General features: G+C 71.8%; 18 protein-coding genes. 9 read left to right on the top strand and 9 right to left on the bottom strand.

Annotation, left to right across the window (positions count from 1 at the left end; all coding sequences use genetic code 11):
- Positions 1-79: 79 nt before the first annotated feature.
- On the bottom strand, positions 80-3,928 hold the full coding sequence (gene scy / locus ELQ39_RS09270; protein WP_242591619.1) for a polarized growth protein Scy: 3,849 nt from the start codon (positions 3,926-3,928) through the stop codon (positions 80-82).
- A gap of 226 nt (positions 3,929-4,154) precedes the next feature.
- A complete protein-coding gene (gene mce / locus ELQ39_RS09265; RefSeq protein ID WP_190002643.1) occupies positions 4,155-4,595 on the bottom strand; it encodes a methylmalonyl-CoA epimerase in 441 nt (146 codons plus the stop codon).
- Between the two features lie 147 nt (positions 4,596-4,742).
- On the opposite strand from mce, the gene ELQ39_RS09260 reads away from it, so the two are divergent.
- Positions 4,743-5,966: an acetyl-CoA C-acyltransferase gene (locus ELQ39_RS09260; RefSeq protein ID WP_190002644.1), complete on the top strand. Its 1,224-nt coding sequence runs from the start codon at positions 4,743-4,745 to the stop codon at positions 5,964-5,966.
- Between the two features lie 40 nt (positions 5,967-6,006).
- Positions 6,007-6,978, top strand: a complete 972-nt coding sequence (gene meaB / locus ELQ39_RS09255) for a methylmalonyl Co-A mutase-associated GTPase MeaB (protein ID WP_190002645.1) — start codon at positions 6,007-6,009, stop codon at positions 6,976-6,978.
- Positions 6,979-7,179: 201 nt separating this feature from the next.
- On the opposite strand, the gene ELQ39_RS09250 is transcribed toward meaB, so the two are convergent.
- Positions 7,180-7,794: a PepSY domain-containing protein gene (locus ELQ39_RS09250; protein WP_242591618.1), complete on the bottom strand. Its 615-nt coding sequence runs from the start codon at positions 7,792-7,794 to the stop codon at positions 7,180-7,182.
- 116 nt (positions 7,795-7,910) lie between these two features.
- Between ELQ39_RS09250 and ELQ39_RS09245 the strand changes: the two genes are divergently transcribed.
- Positions 7,911-8,576 (top strand): response regulator transcription factor, encoded by a 666-nt coding sequence (locus tag ELQ39_RS09245; RefSeq protein WP_102638330.1) that lies wholly within the window; start codon positions 7,911-7,913, stop codon positions 8,574-8,576.
- On the top strand, positions 8,573-10,051 hold the full coding sequence (locus ELQ39_RS09240; protein WP_242591617.1) for a sensor histidine kinase: 1,479 nt from the start codon (positions 8,573-8,575) through the stop codon (positions 10,049-10,051). The genes ELQ39_RS09245 and ELQ39_RS09240 overlap by 4 nt, the downstream gene beginning before the upstream one ends.
- 20 nt (positions 10,052-10,071) lie before the next feature.
- Here ELQ39_RS09240 and ELQ39_RS09235 read toward each other — a convergent pair whose 3' ends face one another.
- The 4 genes from ELQ39_RS09235 to ELQ39_RS09220 all read right to left on the bottom strand — a co-directional run bounded on the left by ELQ39_RS09235 (position 10,072) and on the right by ELQ39_RS09220 (position 12,727).
- A complete protein-coding gene (locus ELQ39_RS09235) occupies positions 10,072-10,548 on the bottom strand; it encodes a MarR family winged helix-turn-helix transcriptional regulator (RefSeq protein WP_006130189.1) in 477 nt (158 codons plus the stop codon).
- Between the two features lie 97 nt (positions 10,549-10,645).
- Positions 10,646-11,446: an AIM24 family protein gene (locus ELQ39_RS09230; RefSeq protein WP_242591616.1), complete on the bottom strand. Its 801-nt coding sequence runs from the start codon at positions 11,444-11,446 to the stop codon at positions 10,646-10,648.
- Positions 11,443-12,093: an AIM24 family protein gene (locus ELQ39_RS09225; protein ID WP_225626440.1), complete on the bottom strand. Its 651-nt coding sequence runs from the start codon at positions 12,091-12,093 to the stop codon at positions 11,443-11,445. Before ELQ39_RS09225 ends, ELQ39_RS09230 begins: the two co-directional genes overlap by 4 nt.
- A gap of 1 nt (position 12,094) precedes the next feature.
- Entirely contained in the window at positions 12,095-12,727 is a 633-nt protein-coding gene (locus ELQ39_RS09220) for an AIM24 family protein (protein ID WP_225626487.1), read from the bottom strand.
- Between the two features lie 202 nt (positions 12,728-12,929).
- Between ELQ39_RS09220 and ELQ39_RS09215 the strand changes: the two genes are divergently transcribed.
- The 5 genes from ELQ39_RS09215 to ELQ39_RS09195 all read left to right on the top strand — a co-directional run bounded on the left by ELQ39_RS09215 (position 12,930) and on the right by ELQ39_RS09195 (position 16,296).
- The gene (locus ELQ39_RS09215) at positions 12,930-13,274 is read left to right on the top strand and encodes a DUF3817 domain-containing protein (RefSeq protein ID WP_190002650.1); all 345 of its coding nucleotides are present in this window, start codon (positions 12,930-12,932) and stop codon (positions 13,272-13,274) included.
- Positions 13,271-13,564: an MTH1187 family thiamine-binding protein gene (locus tag ELQ39_RS09210; protein ID WP_006130194.1), complete on the top strand. Its 294-nt coding sequence runs from the start codon at positions 13,271-13,273 to the stop codon at positions 13,562-13,564. The genes ELQ39_RS09215 and ELQ39_RS09210 overlap by 4 nt, the downstream gene beginning before the upstream one ends.
- Before the next feature lie 61 nt (positions 13,565-13,625).
- On the top strand, positions 13,626-14,135 hold the full coding sequence (locus ELQ39_RS09205) for a MarR family winged helix-turn-helix transcriptional regulator (protein WP_190002651.1): 510 nt from the start codon (positions 13,626-13,628) through the stop codon (positions 14,133-14,135).
- Between the two features lie 43 nt (positions 14,136-14,178).
- Positions 14,179-14,511, top strand: a complete 333-nt coding sequence (locus ELQ39_RS09200; protein WP_190002652.1) for a DUF3817 domain-containing protein — start codon at positions 14,179-14,181, stop codon at positions 14,509-14,511.
- 84 nt (positions 14,512-14,595) lie between these two features.
- Entirely contained in the window at positions 14,596-16,296 is a 1,701-nt protein-coding gene (locus tag ELQ39_RS09195) for an acyl-CoA mutase large subunit family protein (protein WP_242591615.1), read from the top strand.
- A 58-nt stretch (positions 16,297-16,354) separates the two neighbouring features.
- Here ELQ39_RS09195 and ELQ39_RS09190 read toward each other — a convergent pair whose 3' ends face one another.
- Together ELQ39_RS09190 and ELQ39_RS09185 are read right to left on the bottom strand one after the other, a co-directional pair.
- Positions 16,355-17,155, bottom strand: coding sequence for an SAM-dependent methyltransferase (locus ELQ39_RS09190; protein WP_242591614.1), 801 nt, complete (start codon positions 17,153-17,155; stop codon positions 16,355-16,357).
- Between the two features lie 109 nt (positions 17,156-17,264).
- A complete protein-coding gene (locus ELQ39_RS09185) occupies positions 17,265-17,885 on the bottom strand; it encodes a TetR/AcrR family transcriptional regulator (protein WP_190002655.1) in 621 nt (206 codons plus the stop codon).
- Positions 17,886-17,924: the final 39 nt, after the last annotated feature.

Below are 17,924 nucleotides of genomic sequence, written 5' to 3'. Positions count from 1 at the left end.
TTTTGAGTGGCTCGCCGCCGGAAGCCTTGCCAAAGCCATGGTCAAAGCCCTCACCGTACAAGGGAATTCGCCCGGTTTGCTAGCTATCGGTTGACTTGCCACCCGTACGGGTAGCACCTGCCGCGGCCCCTGCCTTGACGCCGTTGTCCTTGCCGCCCGCCGGGGCTTCGAAGGACTCCAGGGCCTCCAGGACGTCCTGGACGCGCGAGATCTCCGCGTTGATGTCCTCGCGGCGCCGGACGAGGACTTCCAGCTCGCGCTTGCCCTCCTCGACGGTGCGCCGTGCCTCGCGCACCGCCTCGGCCTTCAGCTCCTCGGCCTCCTTCACGAGCGTGGCCTTCTTCTGCTCCGCCTCCTTCAGAAGACCCTCGGCCTTCTTCACGGCGGCGATGCGCACCTTGCCCGCCTCGGAGTTGGCCTCGGAGACGATCTCCTTCGCCTTGGCCTCCGCCTTGGCCAGCTGCTCCTCCGCGGCCTTGATCAGCGCGTCGCAGCGGTCGCCGGCGGACTTCATGGTCTCCGCCGCCTCGCGCCGTGCCCGCTCGTGCAGCTCCTCGATCTCCCTGGTGATGCGGTCGCGCAGCTCCTCCGCGCGCTCCCGGATCTGCGTCGCGTCCCGGCGTGCGCCGACCAGCAGCTCGTCGGCGTCCGTACGGGCCTTCTCCACCAGGGAGTTGCCCTCGACCCGCGCCTCGGACACCAGCCGCTCGGCCTCGCTGCGGGCCGCGCCCACCATGGTGTCCGCCTGCGACTCGGCGTCGGCCGTCGTCTTCAGCGCCTGCTGCTGCGCCTCGGTGAGCAGCTTGTCCGCCTCGGCGGTGGTCTCCGTGATGAGGGTGTCGACCTGCTCGGCCGCCTCCGAACGCCGCTTGTTGGCCTCCTTGCGGGCCTCGTCCAGCGTCCGCTCGGCCTCGTCGCGCGCGGAGGACACCAGCCGCTCCGCCTCCGACTCCGCGTCGGCCTTGACCCGCTCGGCCTCCTGCCGCAGCCGCTCCGCGTGCTGCTGCGCCGACCCCACCGTCTCCGCGGCCTCGGCGCGCAGCCGCTCCGCGTCGCCGGTGGCGTCCGCGATGAGCTTCTCCGCCTTGGCGACCGACTCCGAACGCACCCGCTCGGCCTCGGCGACCGTCTCGTCGGTGAGCCGCTCCGCCTCGCTGCGCGCCTCGGTGATGAGCGTGTCCGCCTGCGTCGCCGCGTCCGAACGGATCCGGTTGGCGTCCTGGCGGGCCTCCGCCCGGGTACGCGCCGCGGCCTGCTCCGCCTCGGCGACCGCGTCGGACGCCTCGGTGCGCAGCCGCTGCGCATGCTCGGAGACCTCGGCGCGGATCCGGTCCGCCTCCGTGATCGCCTCCGAAACCGTGCGCTCCGCAAGGGACTTGGCCTCCTCGGCCTCTTCCTGCGCCTCGCGCCGCATCCGGCCCGCGTCCTCGCTGGCCCGCTCCCGCTCCGCGTAGGCGTCGGCGCGGACCCGGTCCGCCTCCTCCTCGGCCTCGCGCCGGGTGCGCTCCGCCGCGTGCTCGGCGGCGCTGCGCAGCCCGGTGATCTCCTCCTGCGCCTGCTCGTGCAGCCCCGCGACGGAGTCCCGCACCTGCTGGGCGTGGAGCTCCGCCGCCGACACCATCTCCGTGGCGCGCCGGTCCGCCTCCTCGACCAGCCGTACGGCCTCGGCCTGTGCCTCCTCCACACGGGTGCGCGCCGCCGCCAGCAGTTCCTCGCTCTGCTCGCGGGCCCGCCGACGCTCCTCGCCGGCCTCCTCGCGGGCCGCGCCGAGGAGTTCCTCCGCCTCCCGGCGCCGCCGGGCCGCCTCCTCCTGCGCCGCCGCCAGCGTCTCGGACGCCTCCGTGCCGATCCGCTCGGCGGCCGCCTGGGCCTCCGCGCGCATCCGGTCCGCGCTGTCCTGCGCCTCCGACTTGAGCCGCTCCGCCTCCGCCGCGGCCTCCGACCGCAGCCGCACGGCGACGGCCTCGCCCTCCGCCCGGGACGCCGACGCGTCCGCGGCGGCCTCGTCGCGCAGCCGCTCGGCCTCCTGCTCCGCCTGCTGCTGCAGCGTACGGATCCGCTCGGCGGCCTCGGTGCGCAGCCGCTCGGCCTCCTCGGTCGCCTCGCGGCGGATCCGGGCGGCCTCCTCGCGCGCGTCGCTCAGCGCCTGCTCGGCCGAGGCGAGGCGCTCCTCGGCCTCGGTGTGCAGCCGGGTCAGCTCCTCGGCGGCCTCCGCGCGCCGCGCCTCCACGGCCCGCTCGGTCTCCTCGCGCAGCTCGCGCGCGGCCCGCTCGGCGTCCTCCTTGAGCGCGTCGGCCTGCTCCGCGGCCTCCGCGCGGTGCCGCTCGGCCTCCTTGCGGGTGCGCTCCAGGGTCTCCTCGGCCTGCCGGCGCAGCGTCGTGGCGCGCTCGATGGCCTCGGTGCGGACCTTCTCGCTGTCCGTCTGCGCGGTGGAGCGCAGTTCGTCCGCGTCCGCCTTGGCCTTGGCGAGCAGCTCCTCGGCGGACTTGGCCGCCTCCTCGATCTGCGCCACGGCCTCCTTGCGGGCCTCCGCGCGGATCTTCTCGCCCTCGGCGACCGCGTCGGCGCGCAGCTGCTCGGCCTCGCCGCGCAGCCGGCGCGCCTCCTCCTGCAGCTCGACCGTCTTGGCGCGGTACTCCTTGGTGTCGTCCTTCGCCGCGCCCTTGAGCTGCTCGGCGATGTCGTGCGCCTCGGCGCGCAGCCGGTCGGCCTCGGCCTCGGCCTCGCGGCGGATCCGCTCGGCCTCCTCGGCGGCCGCCTTGGTGGTCCGCTTGGCCTCCTCGGACGCCTTGTTGAGCACGTCCTCGGCGGTCTTGGCCGCCTTGGACAGCTGGGTGGCCGACTCCTCCGCGGTGAGCGTACGGGCCTTCTCCGCGGCCTCCGCGACGATCTTCTCCGCCTCGGCGCGGGCGTCGGCGACCAGCTGCTCGGCGTCCGCCTTGGTGGCCTCCGCCTCCTTGGTCGCCTCGCTGACCAGCCGCGCCACCTGCTCCTTGGCGGTGCGCGTACGGGTCTCGTTGGCGGCCTCGGCGGACGCCAGCGCCTTGGCGGCGGCCTCCTTCGCCTCGGCGAGCACCTTCTCGGCCTCGGACCGCGCCTCGCGCAGCGCGCTCTCCGCCTGGGCCATCCGCTCCTCGGCGGCCCGGCTCATCTCCTGCGCCCGGCGGCGCGCCGACTCCGACTCGGTGACCGTGGAGGTGCGCAGCTGCTCGGCGTGCTCGGTGGCCTCCTGGGCCTGCGTGGACGCGGCGTTCAGCAGCCGCTCGGCGTCCGCGCGGGCGCGGCGCAGCAGCTGCTCGGCCTCGCTGCGGGCCGCCTCCGCCTCGCTCTGCAGCCGGCGGCGGGCCTCGGCGGTCAGCCGCTCGGCCTCCTCGCGCGCGGCGGCCAGGGCCTGCTCCCGCTCGGCGCGGGTCTCCTCCATCAGGCGGCGGGCCTGCTCCTCGGTGCGGGCCCGCAGCTGCTCCGCCCACGCCACGTTCTCGTTGACGTGCGTCTCGACGGTCTGGCGGCGCTCCGCCAGCTCCTGGTCGAGCTGCTGACGCCGGGCCACCGCCTCCTGGTGCAGTTCCGCCTGGAGGCGGGCGGCCTGCTCGGCGTGCTCCTGGAGAATGCGCTGGGTCTGGGCGCGGGCCTGGCTCAGCTCCCGCTCGGCGTCCGCGCGGAGCTGGTCGGCCTGCATCTGCGCGTTGCGCAGCAACTGCTCGGCCTGGTAACCGATGTCGCCGCCGTCGTAGGCGGGCCGGGACATGATGGTGCGCCGCGCCTCGTGCAGCTTGGCGCGCAGCACCTCGACCTGGTAGCCGAGGTCCTCGGCGTGCTGGATCGCCTTTTCCCGCTCGGTCTTCAGCCGCTTCATCTCGGCTTCGAACCGAGAGAGGTGGTCGACGTCAGCCGCCGGCTCTCGCTCCTGGCTCTCGTAGCCCCGCACTGCGCGGTCCCATCCGTCCCCTGGTCGCAAGTCTGGCCGAGCTCCGCCCATCCCGAACGGAGCCCCCGGGGAATGGTGTCAGATCAACGGCGGAGCATGGGCTGCTGCCCCGCGCTCGCCCCCCGCCACCCGGCCCCGGCGATCCCGTCGCCGAACACGACGGGACTCGGTCACCACGCTTCGAGCGGCGACCAGACCCAACCCTACCGGCCCTTATGTACGTGGGTCAGTGCTCGGACGACTCAACGGGCGCGGAAGTGACCAGTTCTGTCAGTACGCCGTGGCAGTCCTTCGGGTGCAGGAAGGTGATCCGTGACCCCATGGAACCGCGCCGGGGCTCTTCGTACAGAACGCGTACGCCCTTCTCCTTGATGCCGGCCGCCTCCGTGTCGACGTCCGCCGTACCGAAAGCGATGTGGTGGACCCCCTCGCCGTTCTTCGCGAGCCACTTGGCGACGGTGGAGTCCTCGCGGGTCGGCTCGAGAAGCTGCAGGTAGGAGGCGCCGCCGTCCGAGGTCTCGTTGATCTTGAGCATGGCCTCGCGCACGCCCTGCTCCTCGTTGACCTCCGAGTGGAACACCTCGAAGCCGTAGGTGGAGCGGTAGAACTCCACGGTCTTGTCGAGGTCGAAGCAGGCGATCCCGATGTGGTCGATTCGCGTCAGCATGAAATCAGTGCAGCGCCCCCGGGCCGGTTACGCAACGTGCGCGCGATCACACCGAAAGGCCGATGACGGGGTCACCCGCGCGTCAGTACATTCGAAGTAAACCCTCGTTCACTCCTCGGCTGTGCAGCCGGAAGGGGACCGCAGCTCATGACTTCTGCATCTTCTGCATCATCCGCAACGAACGGCACGACGTCCGTCATCGTCGCGGGCGCCCGCACCCCGATGGGTCGGCTGCTCGGTTCGCTGAAGTCGTTCTCCGGAGCCGACCTCGGCGGCTTCGCGATCAAGGCCGCCCTCGACCGTGCGGGGATCGGTGGCGACCAGGTCCAGTACGTGATCATGGGGCAGGTGCTCCAGGCCGGGGCGGGGCAGATCCCGGCGCGCCAGGCCGCCGTGAAGGCCGGCATCCCGATGAACGTCCCGGCGCTCACCATCAACAAGGTGTGCCTCTCCGGCCTCGACGCCATCGCGCTGGCCGACCAGCTCATCCGCGCGGGCGAGTTCGACGTGGTCGTGGCCGGCGGCCAGGAGTCCATGACCAACGCCCCCCATCTGCTGCCGAAGTCCCGCGAGGGCTACAAGTACGGCGCGGTGCAGGTGCTCGACGCGATGGCGCACGACGGCCTGACCGACTCCTTCGAGAACATCGCCATGGGCGAGTCCACGGAGAAGCACAACACCCGCCTCGGCATCGGCCGCGCCGAGCAGGACGAGATCGCCGCCCTGTCCCACCAGCGGGCCGCCGCCGCGCAGAAGAACGGCATCTTCGAGGCCGAGATCACCCCGGTCGAGATCCCGCAGCGCAAGGGCGACCCGGTGCTCTTCAGCAAGGACGAGGGCATCCGCGGCGACACCACCGCCGAGTCCCTCGGCAAGCTGCGCCCGGCCTTCGCCAAGGACGGCACCATCACCGCCGGCTCCTCCTCGCAGATCTCCGACGGCGCCGCCGCCGTGGTCGTGATGAGCAAGGCCAAGGCGCAGGAGCTGGGCCTGGAGTGGATCGCCGAGATCGGCGCCCACGGCAACGTGGCCGGCCCCGACAACTCGCTCCAGTCGCAGCCGTCGAACGCCATCCTGCACGCCCTCAAGAAGGAGGGCCTGGAGGTCTCCGACCTCGACCTGATCGAGATCAACGAGGCGTTCGCGGCGGTTGCCGTGCAGTCAATGAAGGACCTGGGCGTTTCCACCGAAAAGGTGAACGTCAACGGCGGCGCCATCGCGCTGGGCCACCCGATCGGGATGTCCGGCGCGCGCCTGGTGCTGCACCTGGCGCTGGAGCTGAAGCGGCGAGGCGGCGGTGTCGGCGCCGCGGCGCTGTGCGGTGGCGGCGGCCAGGGTGACGCGCTGATCGTGCGGGTACCCAAGGCCTGACCCGGTTGTTGCCGACTTCCCTTACGCGAACGGAGCTGTGATGCAGGACGTCTCCACTCTGGTGGCCCAGGCCAGAGAGGGCAGGCCACGGGCCGTGGCCCGGCTGATCTCCTTGGTGGAGGGGGCGTCACCGCAGCTCAGGGAGGTCATGGCGGCCCTCGCGCCGCTCGCGGGCAATGCCTACGTGGTCGGCCTCACCGGCTCCCCGGGCGTGGGCAAGTCGACGTCCACCTCGGCGCTGGTGACCGCGTACCGCAAACAGGGCAAGCGGGTCGGCGTCCTGGCCGTCGACCCGTCCTCCCCCTTCTCCGGGGGCGCCCTTCTGGGTGACCGCGTCCGGATGTCGGAGCACGCCTCCGACCCGGGCGTCTACATCCGCTCCATGGCCACCCGCGGCCACCTGGGCGGCCTCGCCTGGGCCGCGCCGCAGGCCATCCGCGTCCTGGACGCGGCCGGCTGCGACGTGATCCTCGTCGAGACGGTCGGCGTGGGCCAGTCGGAGGTGGAGATCGCCTCCCAGGCCGACACCTCCGTGGTCCTGCTCGCCCCCGGCATGGGCGACGGCATCCAGGCCGCCAAGGCCGGAATCCTGGAGATCGGCGACGTCTACGTCGTCAACAAGGCCGACCGCGACGGGGCGGACGCCACCGCCCGCGAGCTGAACCACATGCTGGGCCTCGGCGAGTCCCGCGGCCCCGGCGACTGGCGCCCCCCGATCGTCAAGACGGTCGCCGCCCGTCAGGAGGGCGTCGACGAGGTCGTCGAGGCGCTGGAGAAACACCGGGCGTGGATGGAGGAACGGGGCGTCCTCGCGGAGCGGCGCAGGGCGCGGGCGGCGCGGGAGGTCGAGACGATCGCGGTCACCGCTCTGCGGGAACGCATCGGCGACCTCCACGGGGACCGCCGCCTCGGGGCGCTCGCCGAGCGGATCGTCATGGGCGAGCTGGATCCCTACCGGGCGGCGGACGAGTTGGTCGAGGGTCTGACCCAGGGTGGCTCGTCCGGCGGCTGAGCACGGGTTTCCCGCCCCCGCCGCCCCTTCCCGTCCCGACCCGGGGCTCCGCCCCGGACCCCGCTCCTCAAACGCCGGAGGGGCTGAATGTCAGCCCGTCCGGCGTTTGAGGACGAGGCCCGTCAGGGCCGATGGGGGTCCGGGGGCGCAGCCCCCGGGGGACGGGAAGGGAAGGGGCGGCGGGGGCGAGGACACTCCTGGTCAGTCGTCGTCGCGGTCGGCCGTGACCGAAGCGGTCGTCAGGCCGACGCTCCAGTCCTGCCCGTCCCCGCCGGAGGCGCGCGTCTCCGCCTCCCAGCCCCGGTCGTCGCCGTCGTCGTCCAGGTCGACGGAGACGACGGTCCCCTTGGCGGCGGCAGCCTTCGCCGCCTGCTCGGCCGTCACCGACGTCCCCTTCAGCGCGGCCCGCACCTCGGCGGCGTCGTCCTCGTCGTCCTTCGACGAGCCCAGGACCTTGCCGGTGCCCGGGTCGACGCGCACGCTGTGCCAGGTGTCGCCCTTGCCGAGGACGTCGATCTCCCACGACCCGTCGTCCAGCTCGGCGGACACCGCCGTACCCGGGGTGTGCTTCAGCGCGGCGGCGATGGCGTCGGCGGCGGTGACGTCCCCGGGTGCGGCGGCACGGTCGCCGTCGTCGCTGTCGCCGCCGTCGTCGGAACGGTCGTCCCGGTCGTCCCGGTCGTCCCGGTCGTCGTCCGTCCGCGTCACCGGCGTCGAGGCGTCGTCATCGTCCCCCGAGACCGCGAGGGCCGTGGCCGTGCCGCCTCCCACGAGGGCCGCGGCCGTGACGACGGCGATCACGATGTTGCGCTTCATGTGGGTTCCTCCCGAGTGGGTGGGCTTTCGACGTCTTCAATCTCGCCCACCGACGCTGAGCCGAAGCTGAAGCAGCCTTAAGTGATCTTCAGCTTCCCTTTGCGACCCTGGGTCCCATGCGACTCCTGATCGTCGAGGACGAAAAGCGCCTCGCCCTCTCCCTCGCCAAGGGCCTCACCGCCGAGGGGTACGCCGTCGACGTCGTGCACGACGGCCGGGAGGGGCTGGACCGGGCCACGACCGAGCCGTACGACCTGGTGATCCTCGACATCATGCTGCCCGGACTCAACGGCTACCGGGTGTGCGCCGCCCTGCGCGCCGCCGGGCACGACGTGCCGATCCTGATGCTCACCGCCAAGGACGGCGAGTACGACGAGGCCGAGGGCCTGGACACCGGCGCCGACGACTACCTGACCAAGCCGTTCTCCTATGTGGTGCTGGTCGCCCGGGTGAAGGCGCTGCTGCGCCGCCGGCGGGCCGCGGGCGCGTCCCCGGTCCATGTGCACGGCGATCTGAAGGTGGACACCGCCGCCCGCCGCGTCTGGCTCGGCGAGGAGGAGGCCGAGCTGACGGCGAAGGAGTTCTCGGTGCTGGAGCACCTGGTGCTGCGGGCCGGCGAGGTGGTGTCCAAGGCCGACATCCTCGAGCACGTCTGGGACTTCGCGTACGAGGGCGACCCCAACATCGTCGAGGTCTACGTCAGCGCCCTGCGCCGCAAGCTCCGCGCGGACCTCATCCGCACGGTGCGCGGCGCCGGATACCGGCTGGAGACGGCGCCGTGAGCCGGCTGTTCGGCTCGGTCCGCTCCCGGGCGACGCTCGGCGCCACGCTCGTCGTCGCCGTGGCCCTCGTCGCGGCCGGCACCGCCCTCCTGCTGTCCCTGCGCGCCAACCTGACCGGCGAGGCGGGCACCCGGGCCGAGCGTTCCGCGCAGGCCGTCGCCTCCGAACTGGCCGCCCGTACACCCCTCGGCAAGCTCTCCGGGCTGGACGCCGAGGACACCCCCGTGCAGATCGTCGACGAGGACGGCGTCCTGCTCGCGGCCTCGGAGGACCTGGAGCGGATCAGCGGTACGGGCACCTCCGAGGTGACCCCCGCACCCATCCGGTCCGAGGAGGACGGCCGTGACGACCGGGACGGCCCTGACCACCGCGACGACGACCGCGACGACCGGGACGACCGGGACGACGACGAGTCCCTCGAACCCGGCGAGATCGCCCAGGGCGCGAGCTACACCAACGGCACCGCCACCGTCGACGGCGACACCGAGGACTACCGCTTCGCCGCCGTCGAGGTGGAGACCCCCGACCGGGGCCGTCTCACCGTCCACGCGGGCGCCCCGCTCGCCGCCGAACACAGCGCCGTGGGCACGGCGCTGACCGCCATGCTCATCGGCTTCCCGCTGCTGCTCGGCGTCGTCGCCGGGGTGACCTGGCTGGTCACCGGAAGGGCCCTGCGCCCCGTCGAGGGCATCCGCAGGGAGATGGCCGCGATCACCGCCTCCGAGGACCTCCGCCGCCGCGTCCCCGAACCGGCGACGCACGACGAGGTCGCCCGGCTCGCCCGCACCACCAACGCCACGCTCGCCGCGCTGGAGACCTCCGTCGAGCGGCAGCGCAGGTTCGTCGCCGACGCCTCGCACGAGCTGCGCAGCCCCATCGCCTCGCTGCGCACCCAGCTGGAGGTGGCGGCCGCGCACCCCGAGCTGCTCGACCTGGACGGCGCCGTCGAGGACACCGTACGGCTGCAGAACCTCGCCGCCGATCTGCTGCTGCTCGCCCGGCTCGACGCGGGGGAGCGGCCCGCGGGCACCCGGGTGGACCTGGCCGCGCTGGCCCGTGAGGAGGCGGCGGAGCGCCGGCGCGTCACGGTGGAGGCGGAGCCCGTCGAGGTCTCCGGGTCACGCGGTCAGCTGGGGCGGGTGCTCGCCAACCTGCTGGACAACGCGGAGCGGCACGCACGGGAACGGATCACGGTGACCGTGCGCCGGGAGGGCGGCGAGGCCGTGGTGGGCGTCGCCGACGACGGCGAGGGGGTGGCCGAGGCCGACCGCGAGCGGATCTTCGAGCGGTTCGTCCGGCTGGACGCGGCGCGCAGCCGGGACGACGGCGGGGCCGGTCTCGGCCTGGCCATCGCGCGGGACGTGGCCGTACGGCACGGCGGCACGCTCACCGCGGGCGCGGCGCCGGCGGGCGGAGCCCTCTTCGAACTCCGCCTGCCGCTCGCCGGCTCGGACCGGGGGACGGCCCGGCCCTAGGGGGCGTCAGGGGGAGGACGTCAGAGTCGTCCCCGCTGGCCGCGCAGGTGCTCCGCGATGGGCTTGAGGGCCTTGTCGAGCTCGATCAGGGCCTCGGGGGAGAGGAGGTCGATGAAGTGCCGGCGCACCGACGCCACGTGGTGCGGGGCGACCTTCTGCATCGTCTCCATGCCGTGGTCGGTGAGGACCGCGTAGAGTCCGCGGCGGTCCGACTCGCAGTTCTCCCGGCGGACCAGGTGGGCGTTCTCCATCCGGGTGATCTGGTGGGAGAGCCGGCTCTTGGACTGCATCGTGGCGGAGGCGAGGTCGCTCATCCGCATCCGCCGGTCCTCCGACTCGGACAGGTTCACCAGGATCTCGTAGTCGTTCATTGTCAGGCCGAACGGCTGCAGATCCTTCTCGAGCTGGTAGGTCAGCAGCTTGTTGACCTCCAGGTGGGTGCGCCAGGCGCACTGCTCCGCATTGGTCAGCCAGCGGGTGGCCGTCTCGGTCTCCATGAATGAAGTCTACCTAAGGAAGTTGAAAGGCGAACTAATAGGGCTTCCGTGTGACACCGCGTGCAGGCGTTCGATGTCACACCCCGCACACTACCGCTCACAGCCCGAAGCGACGCTGGAGGTCTCCCAGCTGTCCGGGAAGACGCGGTCCGGCTGCGCCAGGTCCGGACCCGCCCGGTCCACCCCCTCCGGGCACCCCGGGCTGCTGCGGAGGCGCCCCGACGGCCTGCTCCGTCATCAGCGCCTCGGACGACTGCAGCAGCACCGTGCCCGCGCCGACGAACTCGAACTGGTGCTCCTCGCCGGAGACCCCTCCAAGGCCCGTCATCGCACGTAGACCGCCCAGTACGCCGGTCAGGTAGCCGTGGTCGTAGTGGTGGCACGGGGACGGGCAGTCCGCCCAGCCGACCAGCGCCTGCGGGTCGACCCTGATCGGCGGCTCCATGAACACCACCGGTCCGTTTGATGCCGCCACGAACTTTCCGGTTCCGATCAGTGTCAGAAAACCTGGCACGATCGACTGCTTCAGCGACAAGCTTGGCTGAAAAGCGAGCAAGTTGCCCGAGCGAATGGTCAGATTGCCGTCATCCAAGTCGTACGAATTGACGTCGAAGGCCCGGTCGGCGAGCAGCATCTTGCCCGAGCCCTCCGCCACGACCCAGTCGCTCGCGTGCAGTGGCGAATGGAACGCCTTCCGGACAAGTCGGTCGAGTCGCCCGTGCCCGATGCCGTTGAACTCGACGGTGCCGTAGTAGGCGATCATCTTCCCCTTCTGCATGAACCACTGGGTGCCCTTGAGCTCCACGCAGAAGGTGTAGGCGTCCACGTTGTCGTCGGACGGCAGCGTCATGGGGTCGAGGACCCGGGGCGCGGCGCCCGGCGTTCCGTACGTGCTCACAGCTTCTCCTCCGAGGCCTGGACGTAGACCGCGCCGCTGCCGCTCAGCTCCAGCTGGAAGGCCTCCCCGGAGCCGCGTCCCACCATGTCCCGCCAGCCGAGCGCCGTCGAGAGCTTGTTGCGCACGTCACCGTGGTGGGCGACGTAGGCCTGCGGGTCGACGTGCACCGGGCGCTGCGGGGTGATCGGCACCTCGATCACCCCGCCGTGCGCCATCACGGCGACCGCGCCGTGTCCCTTGAGCGTGGTGGTGAACAGGCCCTGACCGGAGACCTGGCCCCGGACCATCCCCATCACCCCGCCCTGCGAGCCGAGGAACACCGTGCCCTGCTCCAGCGTCCCCTCGAAGGCCAGCAGCCGGTCCGCCTCGACGTACAGGGTGTCCCCGGAGAGGTGGATCACCTGGACGTGGTGGCCGCCGTGCCCGAACAGCACCGTGCCGCTGCCCTCCACGGTCATCAGGGGCGTGTCCTCGTCCGCCACGCGCCGGCCGATCATCGACATCACCCCGCCCTGGCCGCCGCGCAGGTTCGGGGTGAAGCTGACCTCGCCCCGGTACGCGAGCATCGCGCCGCGCTGGCTGAACAGCCGCTGACCGGGCGCGACGGTCGCCTCGACCATCTTGGGGTTGATCTCCCGGAAGCCCATGTCAGACGTCCCCCGCGATCGTGTTGCGCTCACTGGGCTGGACGTAGACCACCCCGTCGCCCTCGAAGCGGATCTGAAAGGCCTCGCCGCCGCCCTCGCCCATGAACGTGCGGAACGTCACGCCGGACTGGAAGGACTGCCGCAGATTTCCCTGGTGCGCGACGTACGCCCCCGGGTCGACCGTCAGTGGGTACTGCGGGCTCACCCGCAGCAGCACGGCGGGGCCGTCCGACATGATCGCGGCCTGGCCGTGCCCCTCGATCGTGGTCGTGAACAGCCCGTTGCCCTGGGAGGCGCCGCGCAGGCCGGTGAAGGTGGTGCCCGTGCGCAGGCCGCCGTCGGCCGCCAGCAGGTTGCTGGACTCCACGTACAGCTTCTCCCCGCCGAGGGACACCAGGTTGATCTCCGAGGCGCGGTCGGCGAAGAAGCAGGTGCCGTGCCCCTTCACCTCCATGAGCGTCATCTGCTCGCCCGTGAGCCGCCGGGTCACCATCCCCCGGATGCCCTCACCGCCACCCGTGAGCTTCTTGAAGGCCATCTGTCCGTCGTACGCGACCATGGAGCCGTTCTTCGCCTTGACGGCGTCCCCGGTCATGTCGACGGCGAGCACCTTGCTGCTCTGAAGTCGGAACATCGCCACGTGTGCGACGGTAGCGGCCCTTTTGCCCCGCGCCCAGATCCCGGAGGACGAGTCGCACCCTGACGCGACCCCGACCCCCCGGCCGTGATCGTCCCGGGGGTTTGCCACAATGGACCCGCTTGTGCGCGCGTTCACAAGGCGCTCGCAGGCAGACAGCACCGTCGACGCCGACGTCTCTCCCTTCCGAAGGTGACCCGTGGACATCAAGACCGCCTCCGCACTCCGCCGCCTCCGCCTGGTCTCGGGCCCCGAAGCGATCTCGTTCCTGCTGCTGCTCGTCTGCTCGGTCCTGAAGCGGACCACCGAGTTCAACGCCGTGCCGGTCATGGGCGCGGTCCACGGCTTCCTCTTCGTCCTCTACGTGATCTTCTGGGCCGACGCCTGGAACCGGGCGAAGTGGTCGCTGGGCACCGCCGCCTTCTACTTCGTGATGTCGGTGCTGCCCGCCGGCGGCTTCTTCGCCGAGCGGCGGCTGAAGCGTGAGGCCGAGGACGCGGTGATCGCGTCCCGCGCCCGCAAGGAAGGGGTCGTGAACGCGTGATCGTCGCCTTTTCCGTGACGCCGCTGGGTGTCGGCGAGGACGTGGGGGAGTACGTCGCCGACGCCGTGCGGGTGGTCCGCGAGTCCGGGCTGCCGAACCGCACCGACGCGATGTTCACGTCGGTCGAGGGGGAGTGGGACGAGGTCATGGACGTGGTGAAGCGCGCCGTGGCCGCGGTGGAGGCGCGCGCGCCGCGCGTCTCCCTCGTCCTCAAGGCGGACATCCGTCCGGGCGTGGAGGACGGGCTGACGTCGAAGGTGGAGACCGTCGAACGGCACCTGGCCGGCTGACGGCGGACCGAAGGGCGAGACAGGGCTGACCGGCATCTGACCCGCCGGTAGGGTCTGGACCGTGCCCAAACCGCTCAGTCTCTCGTTCGATCCCATCGCCCGTGCCGACGAGCTCTGGAAGCAGCGCTGGGGAAGCGTGCCGGCGATGGCCGCGATCACCTCGGTCATGCGGGCCCACCAGATCCTGCTGGCCGAGGTCGACGCGGTGGTCAAGCCCTACGGGCTCACGTTCGCACGGTACGAGGCGCTGGTCCTGCTGACCTTCTCCAAGTCCGGCGAGCTGCCGATGTCCAAGATCGGCGAGCGGTTGATGGTGCATCCGACGTCGGTGACCAACACCGTGGACCGGCTGGTGAGGTCGGGGCTGGTGTCCAAGCGCCCCAACCCCAACGACGGCCGCGGCACGCTGGCGTCCATCACGGACAAGGGCCGCGAGGTGGTCGAGTCGGCGACCCGGGACCTGATGGCGATGGACTTCGGTCTGAGCGCCTACGACGCGGAGGAGTGCGCGGAACTCTTCGCGATCCTCCGCCCGCTGCGGCTGGCGGCGGGCGACTTCGAGGAGGGGTGACCCTGCCGAAGATCGCCCGGAACGTGCCGTTACGCTCGATCGCATGAAGAAGAGCGTGCTGACCCGCTACCGGGTCATGGCCTACGTGACCGCTGTCATGCTGCTGGTGCTGTCCACCTGCATGGTGTTCAAGTACGGCTTCGGAACGGGCGAGGACGTCACGCTGGTCGTCTCCCAGGTGCACGGCTTCCTGTACATCGTCTACCTGATCTTCGCGTTCGACCTCGGCTCTAAGGCCAAGTGGCCGTTCGGCAAGCTGCTGTGGGTGCTGCTGTCCGGGACGATCCCCTTCGCCGCCTTCTTCGTCGAGCGCAAGGTGACACAGCAGGTGGAGCCCCTCACGGAGAGCCCGGAGCCGGCCGTCGCCAAGGCCTGACGCCCCGCGTCGCACCGCCGTACGGACGAGCGTACGGCGGTCTCCCATCGACATTTACTTGGACGTCCTAGTAAATTCGAGGGTATGGACGCTGACGCCATCGAGGAGGGCCGCCGTCGCTGGCAGGCCCGGTACGACTCCGCGCGCAAGCGCGACGCAGACTTCACCACGCTCTCCGGGGACCCCGTGGAGCCGGTGTACGGGCCGCGGCCCGGGGACCGCTACGACGGGTTCGAGCGGATCGGCTGGCCGGGGGAGTACCCGTTCACCCGCGGGCTGTACCCGACCGGCTACCGGGGGCGGACGTGGACCATCCGGCAGTTCGCCGGGTTCGGGAACGCCGAGCAGACCAACGAGCGGTACAAGATGATCCTCGGCAACGGCGGAGGCGGCCTCTCCGTCGCCTTCGACATGCCGACGCTCATGGGCCGCGACTCCGACGACCCGCGCTCGCTGGGCGAGGTCGGCCACTGCGGGGTGGCCATCGACTCGGCGGCCGACATGGAGGTCCTGTTCAAGGACATCCCCCTCGGTGACGTCACCACGTCGATGACCATCAGCGGGCCCGCCGTGCCCGTCTTCTGCATGTACCTCGTCGCCGCCGAGCGCCAGGGCGTCGACCCGGGCGTGCTCAACGGCACGCTGCAGACGGACATCTTCAAGGAGTACATCGCCCAGAAGGAGTGGCTCTTCCAGCCCGAGCCGCACCTGCGCCTCATCGGCGACCTGATGGAGTACACCAGCGCGCGCATCCCCGCGTACAAGCCGCTGTCGGTCTCCGGCTACCACATCCGCGAGGCGGGCTCGACGGCCGCGCAGGAGCTGGCGTACACCCTCGCCGACGGCTTCGGCTACGTCGAGCTGGGGCTCAGCCGCGGCCTCGACGTGGACGTCTTCGCACCCGGCCTGTCCTTCTTCTTCGACGCGCACGTCGACTTCTTCGAGGAGATCGCCAAGTTCCGCGCCGCGCGCCGTATCTGGGCGCGCTGGATGCGGGACGTCTACGGCGCCAGGAGCGAGAAGGCGCAGTGGCTGCGGTTCCACACCCAGACCGCCGGCGTCTCGCTCACCGCGCAGCAGCCGTACAACAACGTCGTCCGCACCGCCGTCGAGGCGCTCGCCGCGGTGCTCGGCGGGACCAACTCGCTGCACACGAACGCCCTCGACGAGACCCTGGCGCTGCCCAGCGAGCAGGCCGCCGAGATCGCCCTGCGCACCCAGCAGGTGCTGATGGAGGAGACCGGCGTCGCCAACGTCGCCGACCCGCTGGGCGGTTCCTGGTACGTCGAGCAGCTCACCGACCGCATCGAGGCGGACGCCGAGAAGATCTTCGAGCAGATCAAGGAGCGCGGTCTGCGCGCCCACCCCGACGGCGAGCACCCCATCGGGCCGATCACCTCCGGCATCCTGCGCGGCATCGAGGACGGCTGGTTCACCGGCGAGATCGCCGAGTCGGCCTTCCGCTACCAGCAGGCGCTGGAGAAGGGCGACAAGAAGGTCGTCGGCGTCAACGTTCACACCGGCTCCGTCACCGGCGACCTGGAGATCCTCCGGGTCAGCCACGAGGTGGAGCGTGAGCAGGTACGGCTGCTCGGCGAGCGCAAGAGCGCCCGCGACGACGCGAAGGTGCGCGGCACGCTGGACGCGATGGTCGAGGCGGCCCGCTCCGGCGCGAACATGATCGAGCCGATGCTCGACGCCGTCCGCGCCGAGGCCACGCTGGGCGAGATCTGCGACGCCCTGCGCGACGAGTGGGGCGTCTACACGGAGCCCGCCGGCTTCTGAGCCCACGCAGGTGCGTCCCCGCCCCGGCAGGCCCCCGGCCCGCCGGGGCGCGGTGTGTTCACGGCTTGCGGGCGACCGCCCCGTACAGGGAGATGACCGCGTGCTCGTCGACGGTCTCCCCGACCGCGAGTTCCGGGTGCCAGTCGGTCAGCTGGACCAGCCCCGGATCGACGGGCTCGAGACCCTCGAAGAAGCGGGCGATCTCCGCGCGGGTGCGGGGCGCCAGGGTGACGCCGCCCGCCCGGTACATCTCGACCCCGCGCGCCACGGCCGCCGGGTCGAAGTCAGCGGTGAGCTGCGACAGCACCAGGTAGCTGCCGGACGGCAGGGCGTCGACGAGGCCGGCCACCAGGGCGTGCGGGTCGTCCTCGTCGCCCAGGAAGTGCGTCAGCGCCACCAGGGACAGCGCCACCGGGCGGGTGAGGTCCAGGGTCTGCCGGGCCTCCTTCAGGATCCGGCCGGGCTCGCGCACGTCGGCCTGCACGTAGTCGGTGGCGCCCTCGGGTGTGCTGCGCAGCAGCGCCTCGGCGTGCTTCAGCACGATGGGGTCGTTGTCCGCGTAGACCACCCGGGACTCCGGCGCGACGCCCTGCGCGATCTGGTGCAGGTTCGGCTCGGTCGGTATGCCGGTGCCGACGTCCAGGAACTGCCGTACGCCCCCGGGGCCGGCCAGCCAGCGGGTGACGCGCTGCATGAACCAGCGGTTGGTGCGGGCGACGTGCCGGGCGGTGCCGTCCACGCCCATGATCTGCCGGCCCAGTTCCTCGTCGACGGGGTAGTTGTCCTTGCCGCCGAGGAACCAGTCGTAGACCCGGGCCGGGTGCGGCGTGGAGGTGTCGATGCGTGCGGCGCCGGTCATGCCTGTCCCCCTGATCCATGCGTCCCGAAACGGTCACGATCATCGCAGCTGGTGACCAGGCGGTGACAGAAGAGTACCGGCCGACCGTGGCCTGTTCTCGCCGCGATGCTCAGCGTGCGCTCGCCGCCAGCCCCGACAGCAGCACCCGGGTCAGCCCGTGCACCCACTCCTCGTCGGCCGGCTGGTTGCTGACCAGGGTCCGGTGCACCACCGAACCCGCCACCATGTCGAAGATCAGGTCGACCGCGCGGGCCGAGCGGTCCGCGTCGGACTCCGGGGGGAGTTCGCCCCGCTGCTGGGCGCGGGTGCGGCCCGCGATCACCAGGCGTTTCTGCCGGTCGACGATCGAGGCGCGGATCCGCTCGCGCAGCGCCTCGTCGCGGGTGGCCTCGGCGACCACCGCCATCAGCCCGCTGCGGGCCTCGGGGCGGGCCAGGATCGCGGCGAACTGCAGCACCACGCCCTCGATGTCGGCGGCCAGCGACCCGCGGTCGGGCAGCGTCAGCTCATCGAACAGCTCGGCGACGGCGTCCACGACGAGCTCGTTCTTGCCCGCCCAGCGCCGGTACAGCGTCGTCTTGGCCACCCCGGCGCGCACCGCGACGTCCGAGAGCGTGAGCCCCGACCACCCCAGGTCCACCAGCGCCTGCCGGGTCGCGGCGAGGATCGCGGTGTCGGCCGCGGCGCTGCGGGGGCGCCCGGTGCGACTGGCTGGATAGCGGCGCTGCATGGCACGACCATAACCGGCGGATTCCGTGCGGTGGTGAGG

Source organism: Streptomyces sp. GB4-14, assembly GCF_022696125.1.
GTDB classification, from domain to species: Bacteria; Actinomycetota; Actinomycetes; order Streptomycetales; family Streptomycetaceae; genus Streptomyces; species Streptomyces werraensis.
The sequence above is the reverse complement of the archived record's forward strand: the minus strand, read 5'-3'. Positions and strand labels throughout refer to the sequence as shown.